At 67.2% G+C, this 13,902-nt stretch carries 11 protein-coding genes; 7 read left to right on the top strand and 4 right to left on the bottom strand.

Annotated features, from left to right (window positions below):
- Window positions 1-189 precede the first annotated feature (189 nt).
- The 7 genes from OHA70_RS32975 (at window position 190) to OHA70_RS33005 (ending at window position 8,789) form a co-directional block, all read left to right on the top strand.
- A complete protein-coding gene (locus tag OHA70_RS32975; protein WP_328324321.1) occupies window positions 190-912 on the top strand; it encodes an ABC transporter ATP-binding protein in 723 nt (240 codons plus the stop codon).
- Entirely contained in the window at window positions 909-1,676 is a 768-nt protein-coding gene (locus OHA70_RS32980) for an ABC transporter permease subunit (RefSeq protein ID WP_328324323.1), read from the top strand. Before OHA70_RS32975 ends, OHA70_RS32980 begins: the two co-directional genes overlap by 4 nt.
- A 37-nt stretch (window positions 1,677-1,713) precedes the next feature.
- Window positions 1,714-2,892, top strand: a complete 1,179-nt coding sequence (locus tag OHA70_RS32985; RefSeq protein WP_328324325.1) for a sensor histidine kinase — start codon at window positions 1,714-1,716, stop codon at window positions 2,890-2,892.
- Entirely contained in the window at window positions 2,889-3,551 is a 663-nt protein-coding gene (locus OHA70_RS32990) for a response regulator transcription factor (protein WP_328324328.1), read from the top strand. Before OHA70_RS32985 ends, OHA70_RS32990 begins: the two co-directional genes overlap by 4 nt.
- Window positions 3,552-3,627: 76 nt before the next feature.
- Complete coding sequence (locus OHA70_RS32995) at window positions 3,628-4,146, top strand: SigE family RNA polymerase sigma factor (RefSeq protein WP_328324330.1); 519 nt, start codon at window positions 3,628-3,630, stop codon at window positions 4,144-4,146.
- Window positions 4,143-5,330, top strand: a complete 1,188-nt coding sequence (locus OHA70_RS33000) for a hypothetical protein (protein ID WP_328324332.1) — start codon at window positions 4,143-4,145, stop codon at window positions 5,328-5,330. Before OHA70_RS32995 ends, OHA70_RS33000 begins: the two co-directional genes overlap by 4 nt.
- An 87-nt stretch (window positions 5,331-5,417) precedes the next feature.
- Window positions 5,418-8,789 carry an NACHT domain-containing protein gene (locus OHA70_RS33005; protein ID WP_328324334.1) on the top strand — a complete coding sequence of 1,124 codons (3,372 nt, stop codon included), beginning with the start codon at window positions 5,418-5,420 and terminating at the stop codon, window positions 8,787-8,789.
- 40 nt (window positions 8,790-8,829) lie between these two features.
- Here OHA70_RS33005 and OHA70_RS33010 read toward each other — a convergent pair whose 3' ends face one another.
- The 4 genes from OHA70_RS33010 to OHA70_RS33025 all read right to left on the bottom strand — a co-directional run bounded on the left by OHA70_RS33010 (window position 8,830) and on the right by OHA70_RS33025 (window position 13,892).
- Window positions 8,830-9,888: an ABC transporter ATP-binding protein gene (locus tag OHA70_RS33010; protein WP_328324336.1), complete on the bottom strand. Its 1,059-nt coding sequence runs from the start codon at window positions 9,886-9,888 to the stop codon at window positions 8,830-8,832.
- Window positions 9,889-9,914: 26 nt separating this feature from the next.
- The gene (locus OHA70_RS33015; RefSeq protein ID WP_328335255.1) at window positions 9,915-10,877 is read right to left on the bottom strand and encodes an ABC transporter ATP-binding protein; all 963 of its coding nucleotides are present in this window, start codon (window positions 10,875-10,877) and stop codon (window positions 9,915-9,917) included.
- A gap of 119 nt (window positions 10,878-10,996) precedes the next feature.
- On the bottom strand, window positions 10,997-12,010 hold the full coding sequence (locus OHA70_RS33020; RefSeq protein ID WP_328324338.1) for an ABC transporter permease: 1,014 nt from the start codon (window positions 12,008-12,010) through the stop codon (window positions 10,997-10,999).
- Between the two features lie 100 nt (window positions 12,011-12,110).
- Window positions 12,111-13,892 (bottom strand): ABC transporter substrate-binding protein, encoded by a 1,782-nt coding sequence (locus OHA70_RS33025; RefSeq protein ID WP_328324340.1) that lies wholly within the window; start codon window positions 13,890-13,892, stop codon window positions 12,111-12,113.
- Between the last annotated feature and the right edge of the window lie 10 nt (window positions 13,893-13,902).

Below are 13,902 nucleotides of genomic sequence, written 5' to 3' on the forward strand. Positions count from 1 at the left end.
GTGACGACCACGGAGAACTGGAATCTAGGAGCGTTAGCGAGGCGGCACAACGCCACTCGTTCGACATTGTCGAACGCCACCACCTTGCCACACCGACCGGCTTTCGTACGACCTTCGGCGTACCGCGTGGCGCGGGACGGCAGACCTTGGGCAGACGCCGCCGGGATGCTCGGTTCCTAGCGTCGGGGCATGATCGAAATCCACGGATTGACCAAGCGGTACGGCGGCGCGACCGTCGTCGACGACCTGTCCTTCACGGTCGGGCCGGGGCGGGTGACCGGGTTCCTCGGGCCCAACGGGGCCGGCAAGTCCACCACGCTGCGGATCCTCGTCGGGCTGGCCCGGGCGACCAGCGGGACGGCGACGATCGACGGTGTCCCGTACGCCGAACTGCCGGATCCCCTGCGCCGGGTCGGAGCCCTGTTGGAGGCGACTCCGGTGCAGGGCGGGCGTACGGCGTACCGGCATCTGCTGGCGCTGGCGCAGACCCACGGGATCGGGACCGATCGCGTGGAGGAGGTGCTGGAGCTGGTCGGACTGACCTCGGCGGCGAGCCGGCCGGCGTCGGAGTACTCGCTGGGGATGCGGCAGCGGCTCGGGATCGCGGCGGCGTTGCTGGGCGAGCCGTCGACGCTGATCCTCGACGAGCCGACGAACGGGCTGGATCCGGCCGGGGTGCATTGGTTGCGCACGCTGCTGCGCGCCCAGGCAGCGGAAGGGCGGACCGTACTGGTGTCGTCCCACCTGATCAGCGAGATGGCGCTGACCGCGGATCAGCTGGTGATCGTCGGGCGTGGGCGGCTGATCGCGGATCTGCCGCTGGAGGGGCTGATGCTCGGGCACAGCTCGCTCGAGGAGGCCTACCTGGAGCTGACTGGCGACGCGGCCGAGTTCACCGGGGGTGTGCGATGACGTTGACATTCAAGCGGGTGCTGCGGTCGGAGTGGACCAAGTTGTCGACCGCCAACTGGTTGGTGTTGATCTCGTTGCCGGCGGTCTTCAGCGCGTTGTCCGGCTGGATCGGACACACCAACCACGCCCAGCCGACCCCGGCGACGCTCAGTGTGGGTGGCGGCTTCCTGCTGTTCGCGGTGGCGATCGGGGTGCTCGGGCTGACGATGATGTCGGGCGAGTTCCAGTCCGGGGTGATCCGGGCGACCTTCGCGGCGGTACCTCGGCGGCTTCCGGTGTTGTGGGCCAAGGCGATCGTCCTGGTCGTGGTGGCGACACCTGCCTTACTTGTCGGGTACTTCGGCGCGTTCCTCACCTTTCAGGCCTTCACCGACAGCGCGTATCGCCTCTCCCTGGGGGATCCGGGGATCTTCCGGTCGTTGCTCGGGGCCGTCGGCGCTACCGTGGCCGCCGGGCTGATCGCGCTCGCGTTGGGGACGCTGCTGCGCAGTACGGCGGGCGCGCTGTCGGCGTACATCCTCGTTCTGGTCGTTCTGCCGTCGGTGCTGATGTCCGCGCTGCCCGTGTCGTTCCAGGGCGCGTTGCCGTACTTCCCCACGCTCGCGCTGCAGGGCATGTTCCGGAATACCTCGGAGGCGATGGTCCAGGTCGGGAGCGCACCGGACGTGATGCTGTCCCCCGGCGTCTCGGGCATCGTGGTCCTCGGGTGGGTCATCCTGATGCTGGCGTGGGCCGCGGCTTTGCTCCGGCGCCGCGACGTCTGACCCCGGAGGATCCGTCGAGAGACCGCTGGAGGATCCGTTGAGAGACCGTTGGAGCATCCGTCCGCCGCGGCTCGTGGACGCCTGTCTCACCGCGTTGGTGGCGCTGATCGTGCTCCCGGCGACGGTAGGCGGGTCGACCGCGCCCGGAGCGATCGGATCAGGTCCCGGGATCGCCGGCGCGACGTGGCTCTTGTTCGCCGCCGTCCACTTGCCGCTGATCTGGCGACGGCGCGCCCCGGTCCTCGTCTTCTGGTCTGTCGTCACCCTGGTCGGGCTCTGCGTTCTGCTGGATGTCGCTGGTGTCTACCTCGTCTTCGCTCCGCTGTTCGCTCTGTACGGCGTTGCCCGGTATGCCCGGCTGATCCAGTTGTGGCCCGCGCTCGCAGCAGTGCTGACCGCGGTAGTCGTCGCCATCCTGACCAGCGACGGCCAGCTGTCGACCTTGATCGGGATCTGCTCGATCGTCGCCGTCATCTGCCTGCTGGCGATCTCGCTGCGGCTGCGGGAGGCGGCCGAGCAGGAGCGGATCCGGCACCGGCAGCAGGAGCTGGAGGCGCAGACGAGGATCGCGGTCGCGGCCGAGCGGACTCAGTTGGCCCGCGAGGTCCACGACGTGGTGGCGCACAACCTGGCCGTCATGGTCGCGCTCGCCGATGGCGCTGCCGCGACGGCTGCGACCGATCCCGGCCAGGCGACCGAGTTGATGCGGCAGTCATCCACCACCGGGCGGGCCGCCCTGACCGATATGCGGCGGCTGGTCGGCGTACTGCGGGACGGTCAGTCGCTGGCACCGCAGCCCGGTATCGCGGACCTCGATGACCTCGTCGCCCAGGTCCGGGACGCTGGGCTGACCGTCGAGCTCAGCGTCGGGGAGCTCCGGGGAGCGCTCTCCGCTGGGGCCGGCCTGGTCGTCTACCGGATCGTCCAGGAAGCCCTCACCAACACCCTCAAACACGCCGGTCCCACCGCCCACGCAACGGTCCGCCTGCACGGCACGCCCGACGGCCTGGACCTCGACATCACCGACGACGGCGCCCACACGCCGGCCCCCGCACCGATCCCCGGCGGCCACGGCCTCCTCGGCATCACCGAACGCGCCACGGCCTACGGGGGTACGATCCGGGCCCTCCCGCTCCATCCAACCGGGTGGCACCTGCACGCCCACCTGCCGCTGCCTACTGCTTCCACCCCGCTACGGCAGGAGGTGCGGGCATGATCCGAGTTCTTCTCGCCGACGACCAGGCCTTGCTCCGGCTGGGGTTCCGGGCGTTTCTCAGCCAGGAACCGGATCTCGAGGTGGTCGGAGAAGCCGGGAACGGTCAGGAAGCGCTCTCGCTGACCAGAAGGCTTGCCCCGGACGTGGTTCTGATGGACATCCGGATGCCGGTGCTCGACGGTATCGAGGCAACCCGCCGGATCGTCGCGTCCGGCTCCCCGGCCCGGATCCTGGTGCTGACGACCTTCGACCTCGACGACTACGTGTACGCCGCGCTCCGGGCCGGCGCCTCCGGGTTCCTGATCAAGGACGCGCTTCCCGCTGACCTCATCAACGGCATCCGGGTCGTCGCGGCCGGAGATGCGGCGGTCGCGCCCGCGGTCACTCGCCGGTTGATCGAGAGATTTGCTGAGCACCTGCCGGCTCCCGGCGTACCGGCCGAGGATCCGCTGACCAGCCTGACCCCACGAGAACGCGAGATCCAGCTCGAGATCGCCCGGGGCCACTCCAACAAGGAGATCGGCCTGCACCTCCACCTGTCCGAGGCGACCGTCAAGGTCCACGTCGGCCGCCTCCTCACCAAGCTCGGTCTCCGTGACCGCGCCCAGGTCATAGTCCACGCCTACGAACACGGCATCGTCCGCCCCGGCACCGGCTGAACGAAGCCACCCAACCTTTTCGCCGGTCCAGCGCGTCAGGGCGGGCAGGATGGCCCGACGGGGAGAGGGAGTACAGATGGCTGACGACTCCAGTGCGTTCGCGGAGTTCGCCACTGCCCGGCACGGGGCTCTGTACCGGTATGCCTACCTGCTGGCCGGTGATCGAGGGCTGGCCGACGACCTGGTCCAAGAGGGGCTGACCAGGACGTACGTCGCCTGGCGCAGACTGCGCGACCCGGCCAACGCCGAGGCGTACACCCGCAAGGCGATCACCAACGTCGCCATCGCCTGGTGGCGGCGGAAAGCCTGGCATGCCGAGCGCCCGCACGACGACGTACCGGAGCAACCGGCGGGTGACGAGGACGCCACTGCGCGCCTCTGGCTGTGGGACGAGCTCAAGCACCTGCCACCACGCCAGCGCGCCGCGGTCGTCCTCCGGTACTACGAAGACCTCACCGAAGCCCAGACGGCCGAGCTCCTCGACTGCTCGGTCGGCACGGTGAAGAGCCAGGTCTCCGACGCCCTGAAGAAACTCCGCGCCCGGCTCGGCGCCGACGCGGACCAGCTCCTGGACAAGGCGGGGATGACCGAATGACCGACCTTCTGAAAGACACCCTGACCGAGCACGCGGACCGGACCCAGCCGTCGCCACTCGACCTCGACGCGATCATCACCACCGGCAACCGCCGCCTGCGCCGCCGTCGAGTGGTGGCGATCGCCGGTACTGCGATGGTCACGCTCGCCGTCCTCATCACCACGCTCACCCTGATCAAGCCCGCCACCGACCAGCCGGCGCCGGTCTCCGTCCCGTTCACCGAACGCCGCGCGACCTACGCGATCGGCAGCGAGATTCACTTCGGCCAGGACGTCATCTCGACCGCCCCGCACAAGCTCACCGCCTTCGTCCAGACCAACTCCGGCTTCGCCTTCATCGCGACCGGTGAACGAGGCCTCTTCGTTGCTGATGGCAAGCAAGTACGCAAGATCGCAGCGTACCCCGGCGACCTCACCCGGTTGACAGCCGCGAATCACGGCAACCTGGTCGGCTGGGTGGAGGATTTCGACGGCGGCAGCGACTCTGTCATCTACGACGTCGCCACCGACCGCGAGGTTCTCCGTACCCCCGTCGGCAACGAGCGCGGCCCACTCCTGGACCCGGTGGAGTCCCCACGCATCGCCGCCATCGACGACCGCTTCGCCTATCTCGGCACCTTGAAGGGCACCTATCGCTGGGACCTGAAAACCGGCAAACACCAACTGCTCCTGAACACCACCACCGGCAACGTCCTCACGGCCGCCAGCGGCTTCTCGCTGCGCCGCGGTCCCGAGAAGGCCTACCTAACCGGCACCACCGTCGTGCTGGTCGACGACCTCAACGGCTTCCTCGCCCCCCGCACCTTTCCCGGCCAGGCCGGCTACCTCTCCCCGACCGGCGAGTACCTACTGACCGCCCCGAACGACTCCCGCAGCATCACGCCCCCGCCGGCCGCCCTACGCCTCTTCCAAACCACCACCGGCAAAGAACTATCCCTGACCCACCCCGGCCACCCCTTCCTGATCTTCAGCCAATGGCTCACCAACGACACCTTCACCGCCGCCGGACTCCGCACCACCACCCCCAACTCCCCCGTAGACCTCCTGACCTGCTCCCTCAAATCCCTAACCTGCCAAACCACCACCCCCGCCATCTCCACCTACACCTTCACCTTCGGCCCAGCCGGAACCACCACCCCCTTCACCCTCCCCACCGGCACCCCCATCTACCGCCTCTTCGGCTGACCCCACCACCCCGTTGAACTCCCCGCCCCCGGCCACTAGGTTGACCAGTCCCGTCCGCCGCCCGCCGCCCGCCGAGGAGTCCTAGATATGCCCCGCTCCCCCCTCACCTTCTTCGGTGCTCTACAGCTGGCCGAGGTGGAGCAGAACAAGCGCGGCATGCTCGACAAGCTCCTGGGTGGAGCGATCGTGGCCGGCGGCGCGGGCCTGGCAGTCACCGGCCCGCTGGCCGGGCTGGGCGCGGCAGCCGTGCTCAGTCTGGTCGACCCGAAGAACGAAGCGATCCGGCTGCTCGGGCCGTTGACCGACAGGTTCGTCGCACGCTTCAAGGGCGGCAAGGAAGAGAATCAGTACGACCTCGTGGTGGCGGCGCACACCGTCACCGTGCTGGCGTCCTACTTCGACGGCCTGCACGATTTCCTCGGCGCGAGGTTCACCAACCTGGAGCTGACTGACAAGGAGACGGCCCGGCTGGCTGGCCTCCCGGAGAAGGTCCTCCAGGCGGCCACTTTCGTCAACACCCTGCTCGACGCCAGCATCCCGCTTCCCTCCGAGGAATTCGGCGTACTCGAGAACCTCGACCAGCGCATCATCCCGTACTACCACCGGCTGACCAGCACCTGTCTAGACTTCTTCAGCGGCCTCGAAGTGTGGGAGCGAGACCCTCGGTCGCGCGATACCAGCGCCCTGACCGAACACATCGCCGTCGGCGCCGCCAACATCTACCGCGGCCGCATGCTGACCCTCGGCAAAGGCGACGCCTTCGCCATGTGGGTAACCCTCAACGAACACGCCGCCACCCGCTCGACGATCCGCGCCACGCAGGCCTCCGCACTGAGTGAGCTACAAACTATGCTGCCCCTCGTACTACGAGGAGCTCCCCCTCCCGCCCAGAGCTACCGAGCCCAACTCGTGCTGGCCGCCCGAGAGGTCCTCTCCGACCCGCTACTCCGCGCGGACTCCGACGGCCTGATCTCCCCCACCGTCGAACAAGGCTTCGTCGAACCCGCCTTCAAGGTCACCGCCGCCGACACCGAGGTCAGACCCGCCGATGAGGCCTGGTGGGACACCCTCCCCACGCACGAGTCGATCGTCGACTACCTGTCCAGCTACCTGGCCGACAACTCCAGCACCGAACTCCCGCTCCTCCTTCTCGGCCACCCTGGCGCCGGCAAGTCCCTGCTCACCGAAGTACTGGCCGCCCAACTACCCGCCGAATCCTTCGCCGTCGTCCGCGTCCCCCTACGCCGGGTCAACACTGACGACGAGCTGACCGTACAAATCACCAAAGAACTCCAGCGGACTCTCCAGCGGCCCCAAGCCGACCTCACCGAACTCCGTGACGAATGCGGCGAGGACTGCCGCCTGGTGATCCTCCTCGACGGCTACGACGAACTGATCCAAGCGACCGGCATCACCCAATCCGGCTACCTCAACAAAATCGTCGAATTCCAGAAACGCGCCCGCTCCCTCGGCGTCCCGACCTCGGTCATCATCACCTCCCGCACAGTCGTCGCCGAACACGCCGACATCCCCCACAACACCGCCATCCTCAAACTGTGCGAGTTCGACGAGCCCCGGATCGACCGCTGGCTAACCACCTGGAACGCAGCCCACACCGGCATCGCCAAGTACCAGCCGCTGTCCGTGGAGACCCTCATCAGCCAGGACAGCATCGCCGAACTGACCCGCCAGCCTCTGCTCCTGCTGGTCATGGCCGTCTACTTGGCCGACGCGGGCACCGACGTACTCCGCGACGGCGCCTTCAGCCAGGCGGACCTCTACCGCCGGATCCTCGACCGCTTCATCGATCGGCAGGTCGAGAAGAACGACTCGGATCGTCAAGATCCGAAGGCGATGGCGGCCCTGCAGCGCAAACAGTTGCAGTTCGCCGCGGCCGGAATGTTCAGCCGCGGCCGCCAACACGTCTCCGATACAGAACTCAACGCCGACCTGGCCGCGGTCGTCCCGCAAGCCGACAGGACCACCGAGACCGCCGCACTCCAGCAGGCCCATCGTGTGCTCGGCGCCTTCCTGTTCGTCCACAACGCCCAGGCGGACCGAGAACAACGCAGCGCTTATGAATTCCTGCACGCGACCTTCGGCGAATACCTCGTCGCTGAGCTGGCCTTCGAGCAACTGGTGCACCTGACCAATGTTCGCCAGGTACAGCCGACCAATCTCCCCCTCGCCGCCTCCCAACTCGACGATCTGATCCTCCGCCGGGTGCTCTCCCACCAGCCGTTCAGCACCAGGCCGCCGATCATCACCTTCCTGACCGAGCTGACCAACGAGCTGGCCCCCGACCGCCGCACCTCGATACTCAGCACGATCACCGAACTGATCCGCTCAGCGAAGATCCGCCCCGACGTCCCCGACGAGCTCTACAGGCCCACCCCGTACGACCCGGTACGCCGCCGCGCCGCGTACTCCGCCAACCTCACCCTCCTCCGCGTCCTCCTGGCGACCGAGCCGGTGAGCCCGGAAGAGATCATCGACAGCCCACACCGATCGGACTGGGAGAGCCATGTCCGCCTCTGGGATGCCGGTCTTGACAGCCCTGCCTGGCTGACCGTCATCGACGCCATCGGCGCCGCACCGACAGCCGACCTTCGGCTCTGCGCGCGGCAGACCAGGCACCGCGCCGAGACCGGCGAAGCCGAACTTCTCGGATACCGCGAGCTGATGGCGCAACTTGTCTTCGGTGAGAACAAGCCCGGGCCTGCTGCTTACAGGTGGTCGGAGGCCGAACTCGACGCGCTGAGCAAGCTCGCGAGGCTCTACCAGATTCACACCGGATCGCCTTACCTGAGGCAGATGCAGCCGGCCTACGTCGATCTGTACCTCGATCTGGCCAAGACGGACACCCACAACGACGAGCTTGCCAACCGCATCATGGTTCTGCTGTCCCGAGAGGCCGAGTACCTGCCGGTAGAAGCAGTGCACACGCTCCTCACCACCGCGACCTATCCCCTACACGGCGTCAAGTTGGCCGCTGTGGCCGCCACCCACCCACCGACCCTGAGGGAGGCGATCGCCAACATCGATCCTGCCCACGGGGCGGCCGTCGTCGCGATGCTTTGGCGAGCGTCAGCAGCGCACTCGGGCGATGAGCGCGACCTGCTGCTCGACCTCCTGGAGGTGGTCGACCAAGCGATGGCTGCCCTTCCGGGGCTCACCTTCAGCGACAGGCACTTCGCGCCAGAGTTCATCACCTATCTCCGAGAGGTCCAACCGCCGCACTGGACCCAGCGGCAAATTCCGTTCGGCGTCGTGTTCAACGGGCTCGCACCTTCGACTCTCCGGAGCATCGCGCCAGCCGACGTCCTCTACATGGCCGAGACCTGGCCGTCGTCAAGCATCGATTACTTCGTCGACAGGTATCTCGCCAGCCAGGGCTTCAACCATACTGACGTCCCCGATCGGATCGCAGTCCTGCGGACTCTCGTGCAGCAAGACTGAAGCCCGGGATCCGTTGGATCCCGGGCTTCGGCAGGTCAATTCAGCTAGCGGTGGCCTTGCGGGGGGCTTCGCCGCCTGGTTGGTTTTCTGGGAAGTGGCAGGCCGTTTGGTGGTTTGGCGCGATCTGCAGGAGTGGGGGTTCTACCGTTTTGCAGATGTCTTGGGCTTTCCAGCAGCGGGTGTGGAAGCGGCACGCCGGGGGTGGGTTGATGGGGCTGGGGACGTCGCCCTGGAGGCGGATGCGTTCCTGCTTGCCGCGGCGTTTGACGTCCGGGATCGGGACAGCCGACAGGAGCGCCAGGGTGTACGGGTGCATGGGGGTTTCGTAGAGGTCTACCCGGTCGGCGATCTCGACGATTTTGCCGAGGTACATGACTGCTACCCGGTCCGAGACGTGGCGGACGACTGAGAGGTCGTGGGCGATCATCACGTACGTCAGGTCGAACTCGTTCTGGAGGTCTTCGAGGAGGTTGACCACCTGCGCCTGGATGGAGACGTCCAGGGCCGAGACGGGCTCGTCGGCGACGATGAGCTTCGGGCGCAGCGCCAGGGTGCGGGCGATGCCGATGCGCTGGCGCTGGCCGCCGGAGAACTCGTGCGGGTAGCGGTTGTAGTGCTCGGGGCTCAGGCCGACGAGTTCGAGCAGCTCCTGGACGGCCTTCTTGGTGCCGCCCTCGGTCTTCACGTTCTGCAGCTTGAACGGGGCGCCGACGATCTTGCCGACGGTGTGCCGCGGGTTCAGCGAACCGTACGGGTCCTGGAAGATCATCTGGACGTCTTTGCGCAGCGGGCGCATCTTGCCCTCGGACAGGTGCGAGATGTCCTCGCCCTCGAAGACGATCTTGCCCGCGGTCGGCTCCAGCAGCCGGGTGAGCAGCCGGCCGGTGGTGGTCTTGCCGCAGCCGGACTCCCCCACCAGCGAGAACGTCTCGCCCTTGGTGACGGTGAAGTCCAGGCCGTCGACAGCCTGGACGGCGCCGGTCTGGCGCTGCAGCAGCCCCTTGCGGATCGGGAAGTGCTTCACCAGGCCCGTGACCGACAGCAGCGTCTCGCCGGTCGGCGGCGTCGCTGGGGTCGGCTCGGTGTCAGTCGTGGTCACGGTTGCTCCGTCAGTCCCCTGTGAGTTCACAGCTTCGGCTTGATGTCGGTTTCCCAGGCCTGCGTGCGCAGTTCCGGGGTGAGGTGGCAGGCCACCTGGTGCCCGTCGCCGATGTCGAGCAGCTCCGGCCGCTCGGTCTCGCTCGCGCCACCGTTCAGGTGCGCGTAGTTGCAGCGCGGGTTGAAGGCGCAGCCGGACGGCACGTTGATCAGGCTGGGCGGGGTGCCCTTGATCGGGATCAGCCGCTCAGTACGTTCCCGGTCGATCCGCGGCATCGAGCCGAGCAGACCCCAGGTGTAGGGGTGCTGCGGCCGGTCGAAGATGTCCTCGGCGGTGCCGTACTCGATCGCGCGGCCGGCGTACATCACCTGGATGTCGTCGGCCAGCTCGGCCACCACGCCGAGGTCGTGGGTGATGATGATGACGGCGGAGTTGAACTCCCGCTGCAGGTCCCGGATCAGGTCCAGGATCTGCGCCTGCACGGTCACGTCGAGCGCCGTGGTCGGCTCGTCGGCGATCAGCAGGTCGGGGTCGCAGGACAGCGCCATCGCGATCATCGCGCGCTGCCGCATACCGCCGGAGAACTGATGCGGGTACGCGTCCACGCGCTTGTCGGGCTGCGGGATGCCGACCCGATCGAGCATGTCGATCGCGTGCTTGCGGGCGACCTGCTTGGTCACCTTGTTGTGCACCCGGTAGGCCTCGATGATCTGCTTGCCGACCGTGTAGAACGGGTGCATCGCCGACAGCGGGTCCTGGAAGATCATCGCCATCCGCTTGCCGCGGAGCAGCCGGACCTCTTCCGGGGTGGAGGCGATCAGGTCCTGGCCGTCGAGGAAGACCTCGCCGGTGATTTTCGCGGTACCGCGCTTGTGCAGGCCCATGATCGACAGGCTGGTGACGCTCTTGCCCGAGCCGGACTCGCCCACGATGCCGAGCGTCTTGCCGCGCTCGAGCTTGAACGAGATCCCGTCGACGGACTTGACCATGCCGTCGTCGGTCGGGAAGTGCACCTTCAGGTCGCGCACGTCGAGGAAAGCCTCGCCCCGCGGGGCCCGCTTGGCCGGGGTGTCCTGGGTGTTGCCTGGGGTGTCCTGGATTTCTTCGGTCACGAGATGCGCACCCTCGGGTCGACGACGGCGTACAGGAGATCGACGATCAGGTTCGCCAGCACGATGAAGACCGCGGCCACCAGGGTCACCCCGAGGACCTTCGGCAGGTCGTTGGCGCGCAGCGCGATCACGGCGTACTGGCCGATCCCGGGCAGCGAGAAGGTGGTCTCGGTCAGGATCGCGCCGCCCATCAGCAGACCCAGGTCGAGACCGAAGATGGTCAGGATCGGGGTCAGGGCGGAGCGCAGGCCGTGCTTGATGACGACGTCCCGCTCGGTCAGGCCCTTCGCCCGCGCGGTCCGGACGAAGTCCTCGTTCATGGTTTCGAGCATGCCGGCCCGGGTCAGCCGGGCGTAGGCCGCGGCGTACAGGAAGGCCAGCGTGACCCAGGGCAGGATCAGGTCGTACGCCCACCAGACCGGGTTTGTTTCATCCAGTGGGTTGGTACCGCCCTGAACCGTCCAGCCGAGCCCGTAACTGAAGATCGACAGCGACAGCAGGCCGGTGAAGAAGATCGGCAGCGAGACGCCGGCCAGCGCGACCGACATCAGCGACCGGTCGAGCACCGAGCCTCGTCTCAGGGCCGACACGATGCCAGTGCCGACACCGGTGATGAGCCAGATGAACGCCGCACCACCCGCCAGCGAGGCAGTTACTGGTATTCGCGCCACCAGGTCCGGCCAGACCGGGGTCTGGGTCAGGAACGAGTAGCCGAAGCACGGCGCCGGGCAGTGCTCCACGGCAGGACCGTAGTTGTAGTCCTGCCCGGCGACGAGGCCCTTCACGAAGCGGCCGTACTGCACGTACAAGGGGTCGGTGAAGCCGAGCCGCACCGCCGTCTGGTGGATCTGCTCGGCCCCCGCGCTCTTACCGACATAGCGCGAGGCCAGGTCGTCGGCGGACGCGCCACCGAGCTTGGGGACCAGGAAGAAGATCGAGAACGTGACGGCCGTGACGATGAAGAGCAGGACTACTGCTCCGATCAACCGGCGGACCAGATATGCGAACACCGTGCTCGGCGTGGTGGCCGATGATCATCGCTGATCACCGGCCACCTAAGCCTTCACCTACCTCTACTGGCGAATGATGGTTGTTCAGGGCAACCGACGACTACTTCTGGGCAAGCCCGATGCCGGCGTAGTCGTACATGTTCTGACCGTCGTTGGAGAACACGTTGGCCAGGGTGTCGGGACGGTAGAGCAGGCCCTTGGCCCAGGTGCCCGGCAGGACGTTGGCCTCTGACATGACCTTCTTGTCGACATCGACCCAGATCGCGTTACGGGCGGCCTCGTCGGTGGTCGTCAGCGCCTTGTCGATCATCGCGTCGACCTCGGGGATCCGGACGCCCAGGTTGCTGTTACCACCGGTGGCGCGGATGGTCCGGCTGTCGACGATCTGGCTCAGGAAGCCGAAGCCGTCGCCCCAGTCAGCACCCCAGCTGTAGATGATCATGCCGAGCTTGTTGGCCTTCGCGAAGTCCGGCTTGCCGGCGTACAGCTTCAGGTAGTCACCGGTCGGGTAGGGCTTGGTGGTCAGGATGATGCCGGCCTTCTTCAGCGACTGCTGCAGGGTCTCGGCGACCGCCTTCTCCTTGGCCCGGTCGGCCCGGTAGGAGATGTTCATCGGGAAGCCGTTCGGCTGACCGCACTGCTTCAGCTCGTCCTTGGCCTTGTCGACGTTGCCGTTCTTGTCGGTCTCGAAGCCGTAGTCGTCGAACTTCTGCGCACCGGTGACCAGCGGCGGCATCATGTTGGTGGCGATGTCGCCACCGATCGGGCCGCCGTAGGCGCGCTGGTAGCCCTCGTGGTCGGCCGCGTACAGGATCGCCTTGCGGCAGTGCACGTTGTCCAGCGGCGGGACCTGGGTGTTCAGCACGGTGAAGTTGAGTCGCGACGCCGCCACGTTGTCGGTGTGCGCCTTCAGCTTCGGGTCGGCCAGCACCTTCGCCTGGGTCTCCGGCTGGACGCCGGTACCGGCGATGTCGACGTCGAGGTCACCGGCGATCAGCCGGTTGTCGATGTCGGTGCCGTTGACGTTGAAGGCGACGGTGATCTTGTCCGGCAGCGCCTTGCGGCCCGAGTCGGGGTCGGTGGCCGCGTCGTAGGACGTGTTGCGGACCAGCGAGAAGCCCTTGTTCGAGTCGTACGTCTCGAACTTGTACGGGCCGGTCGCGATCGGGTGCTCCTTGTACTTCGCACCCGTGTCCTTCGCCTGCGGCACCGGCGCCGTCGACGGCAGCTGCGCGAAGTAGTCGAAGCTGGCGAACGGCTTGTTCAGGTGGAAGACGATGGTGTTGGCGTCCGGCGTCTCGATCGCCTTGGCGACCCCGGCCAGCGTCTTGTCCTTGTAGACGCTGTAGTCCTTCGGCACGTCCAGCAGGAAGTCGTTGAAGTACGTCGGGCCGTTCGGCAGCGTCGCCTTGTCGAGCGACCGCGCGACGCCGTACTTGACGTCCTTCGAGGTGACCTCGGTGCCGTCCTCGAACTTGACGCCCTTGCGGATCTTGTAGGTCCAGGTCTTGGCGCCGTCGCTCGGCACACCCGGGGCCTCGGCCAGGTCCGGAACCGGCTTGGCGCCCTCGGCGCCCGGAGCCGACTTGAACATCATCAGCGGCCGGACGTAGTTGCGCGCCAGGTTCCAGGACAGACCGTAGTAGGTGTCACCCGGGTCGGTGGAGTCCCAGTTCTCGGTGATGGCCATCCGCAGGGTGCCACCCTTTTTGTCGGACGGGTTAAAGATCTTGCCGACCGCCGCGTTGGCCTCCGGCGTGGCCGCGCCCCCATTGCTGCTCGACCCGCCAGGGGTCGCCTTGGGGCCCCCACATGCCGCCACCAGGCTCAAGGCGACGGCCGCACTGACGACGGTCGCCGTCTTCATGCGATTCCATCTCATCTTTTCTTGC

The sequence above is a fragment of the Kribbella sp. NBC_00382 genome, assembly GCF_036067295.1.
Classification (GTDB): Bacteria; Actinomycetota; Actinomycetes; order Propionibacteriales; family Kribbellaceae; genus Kribbella.

Coding starts and splice junctions, on each gene's coding strand:
- OHA70_RS32980 (WP_328324323.1), top strand. CDS start 909: ATGACGTTGACATTCAAGCGGGTGCTGCGGTCGGAGTGGACCAAGTTG.
- OHA70_RS33000 (WP_328324332.1), top strand. CDS start 4,143: ATGACCGACCTTCTGAAAGACACCCTGACCGAGCACGCGGACCGGACC.
- OHA70_RS32975 (WP_328324321.1), top strand. CDS start 190: ATGATCGAAATCCACGGATTGACCAAGCGGTACGGCGGCGCGACCGTC.
- OHA70_RS33015 (WP_328335255.1), bottom strand. CDS start 10,877: ATGGTCAAGTCCGTCGACGGGATCTCGTTCAAGCTCGAGCGCGGCAAG.
- OHA70_RS33005 (WP_328324334.1), top strand. CDS start 5,418: ATGCCCCGCTCCCCCCTCACCTTCTTCGGTGCTCTACAGCTGGCCGAG.
- OHA70_RS32995 (WP_328324330.1), top strand. CDS start 3,628: ATGGCTGACGACTCCAGTGCGTTCGCGGAGTTCGCCACTGCCCGGCAC.
- OHA70_RS32990 (WP_328324328.1), top strand. CDS start 2,889: ATGATCCGAGTTCTTCTCGCCGACGACCAGGCCTTGCTCCGGCTGGGG.
- OHA70_RS33025 (WP_328324340.1), bottom strand. CDS start 13,892: ATGAGATGGAATCGCATGAAGACGGCGACCGTCGTCAGTGCGGCCGTC.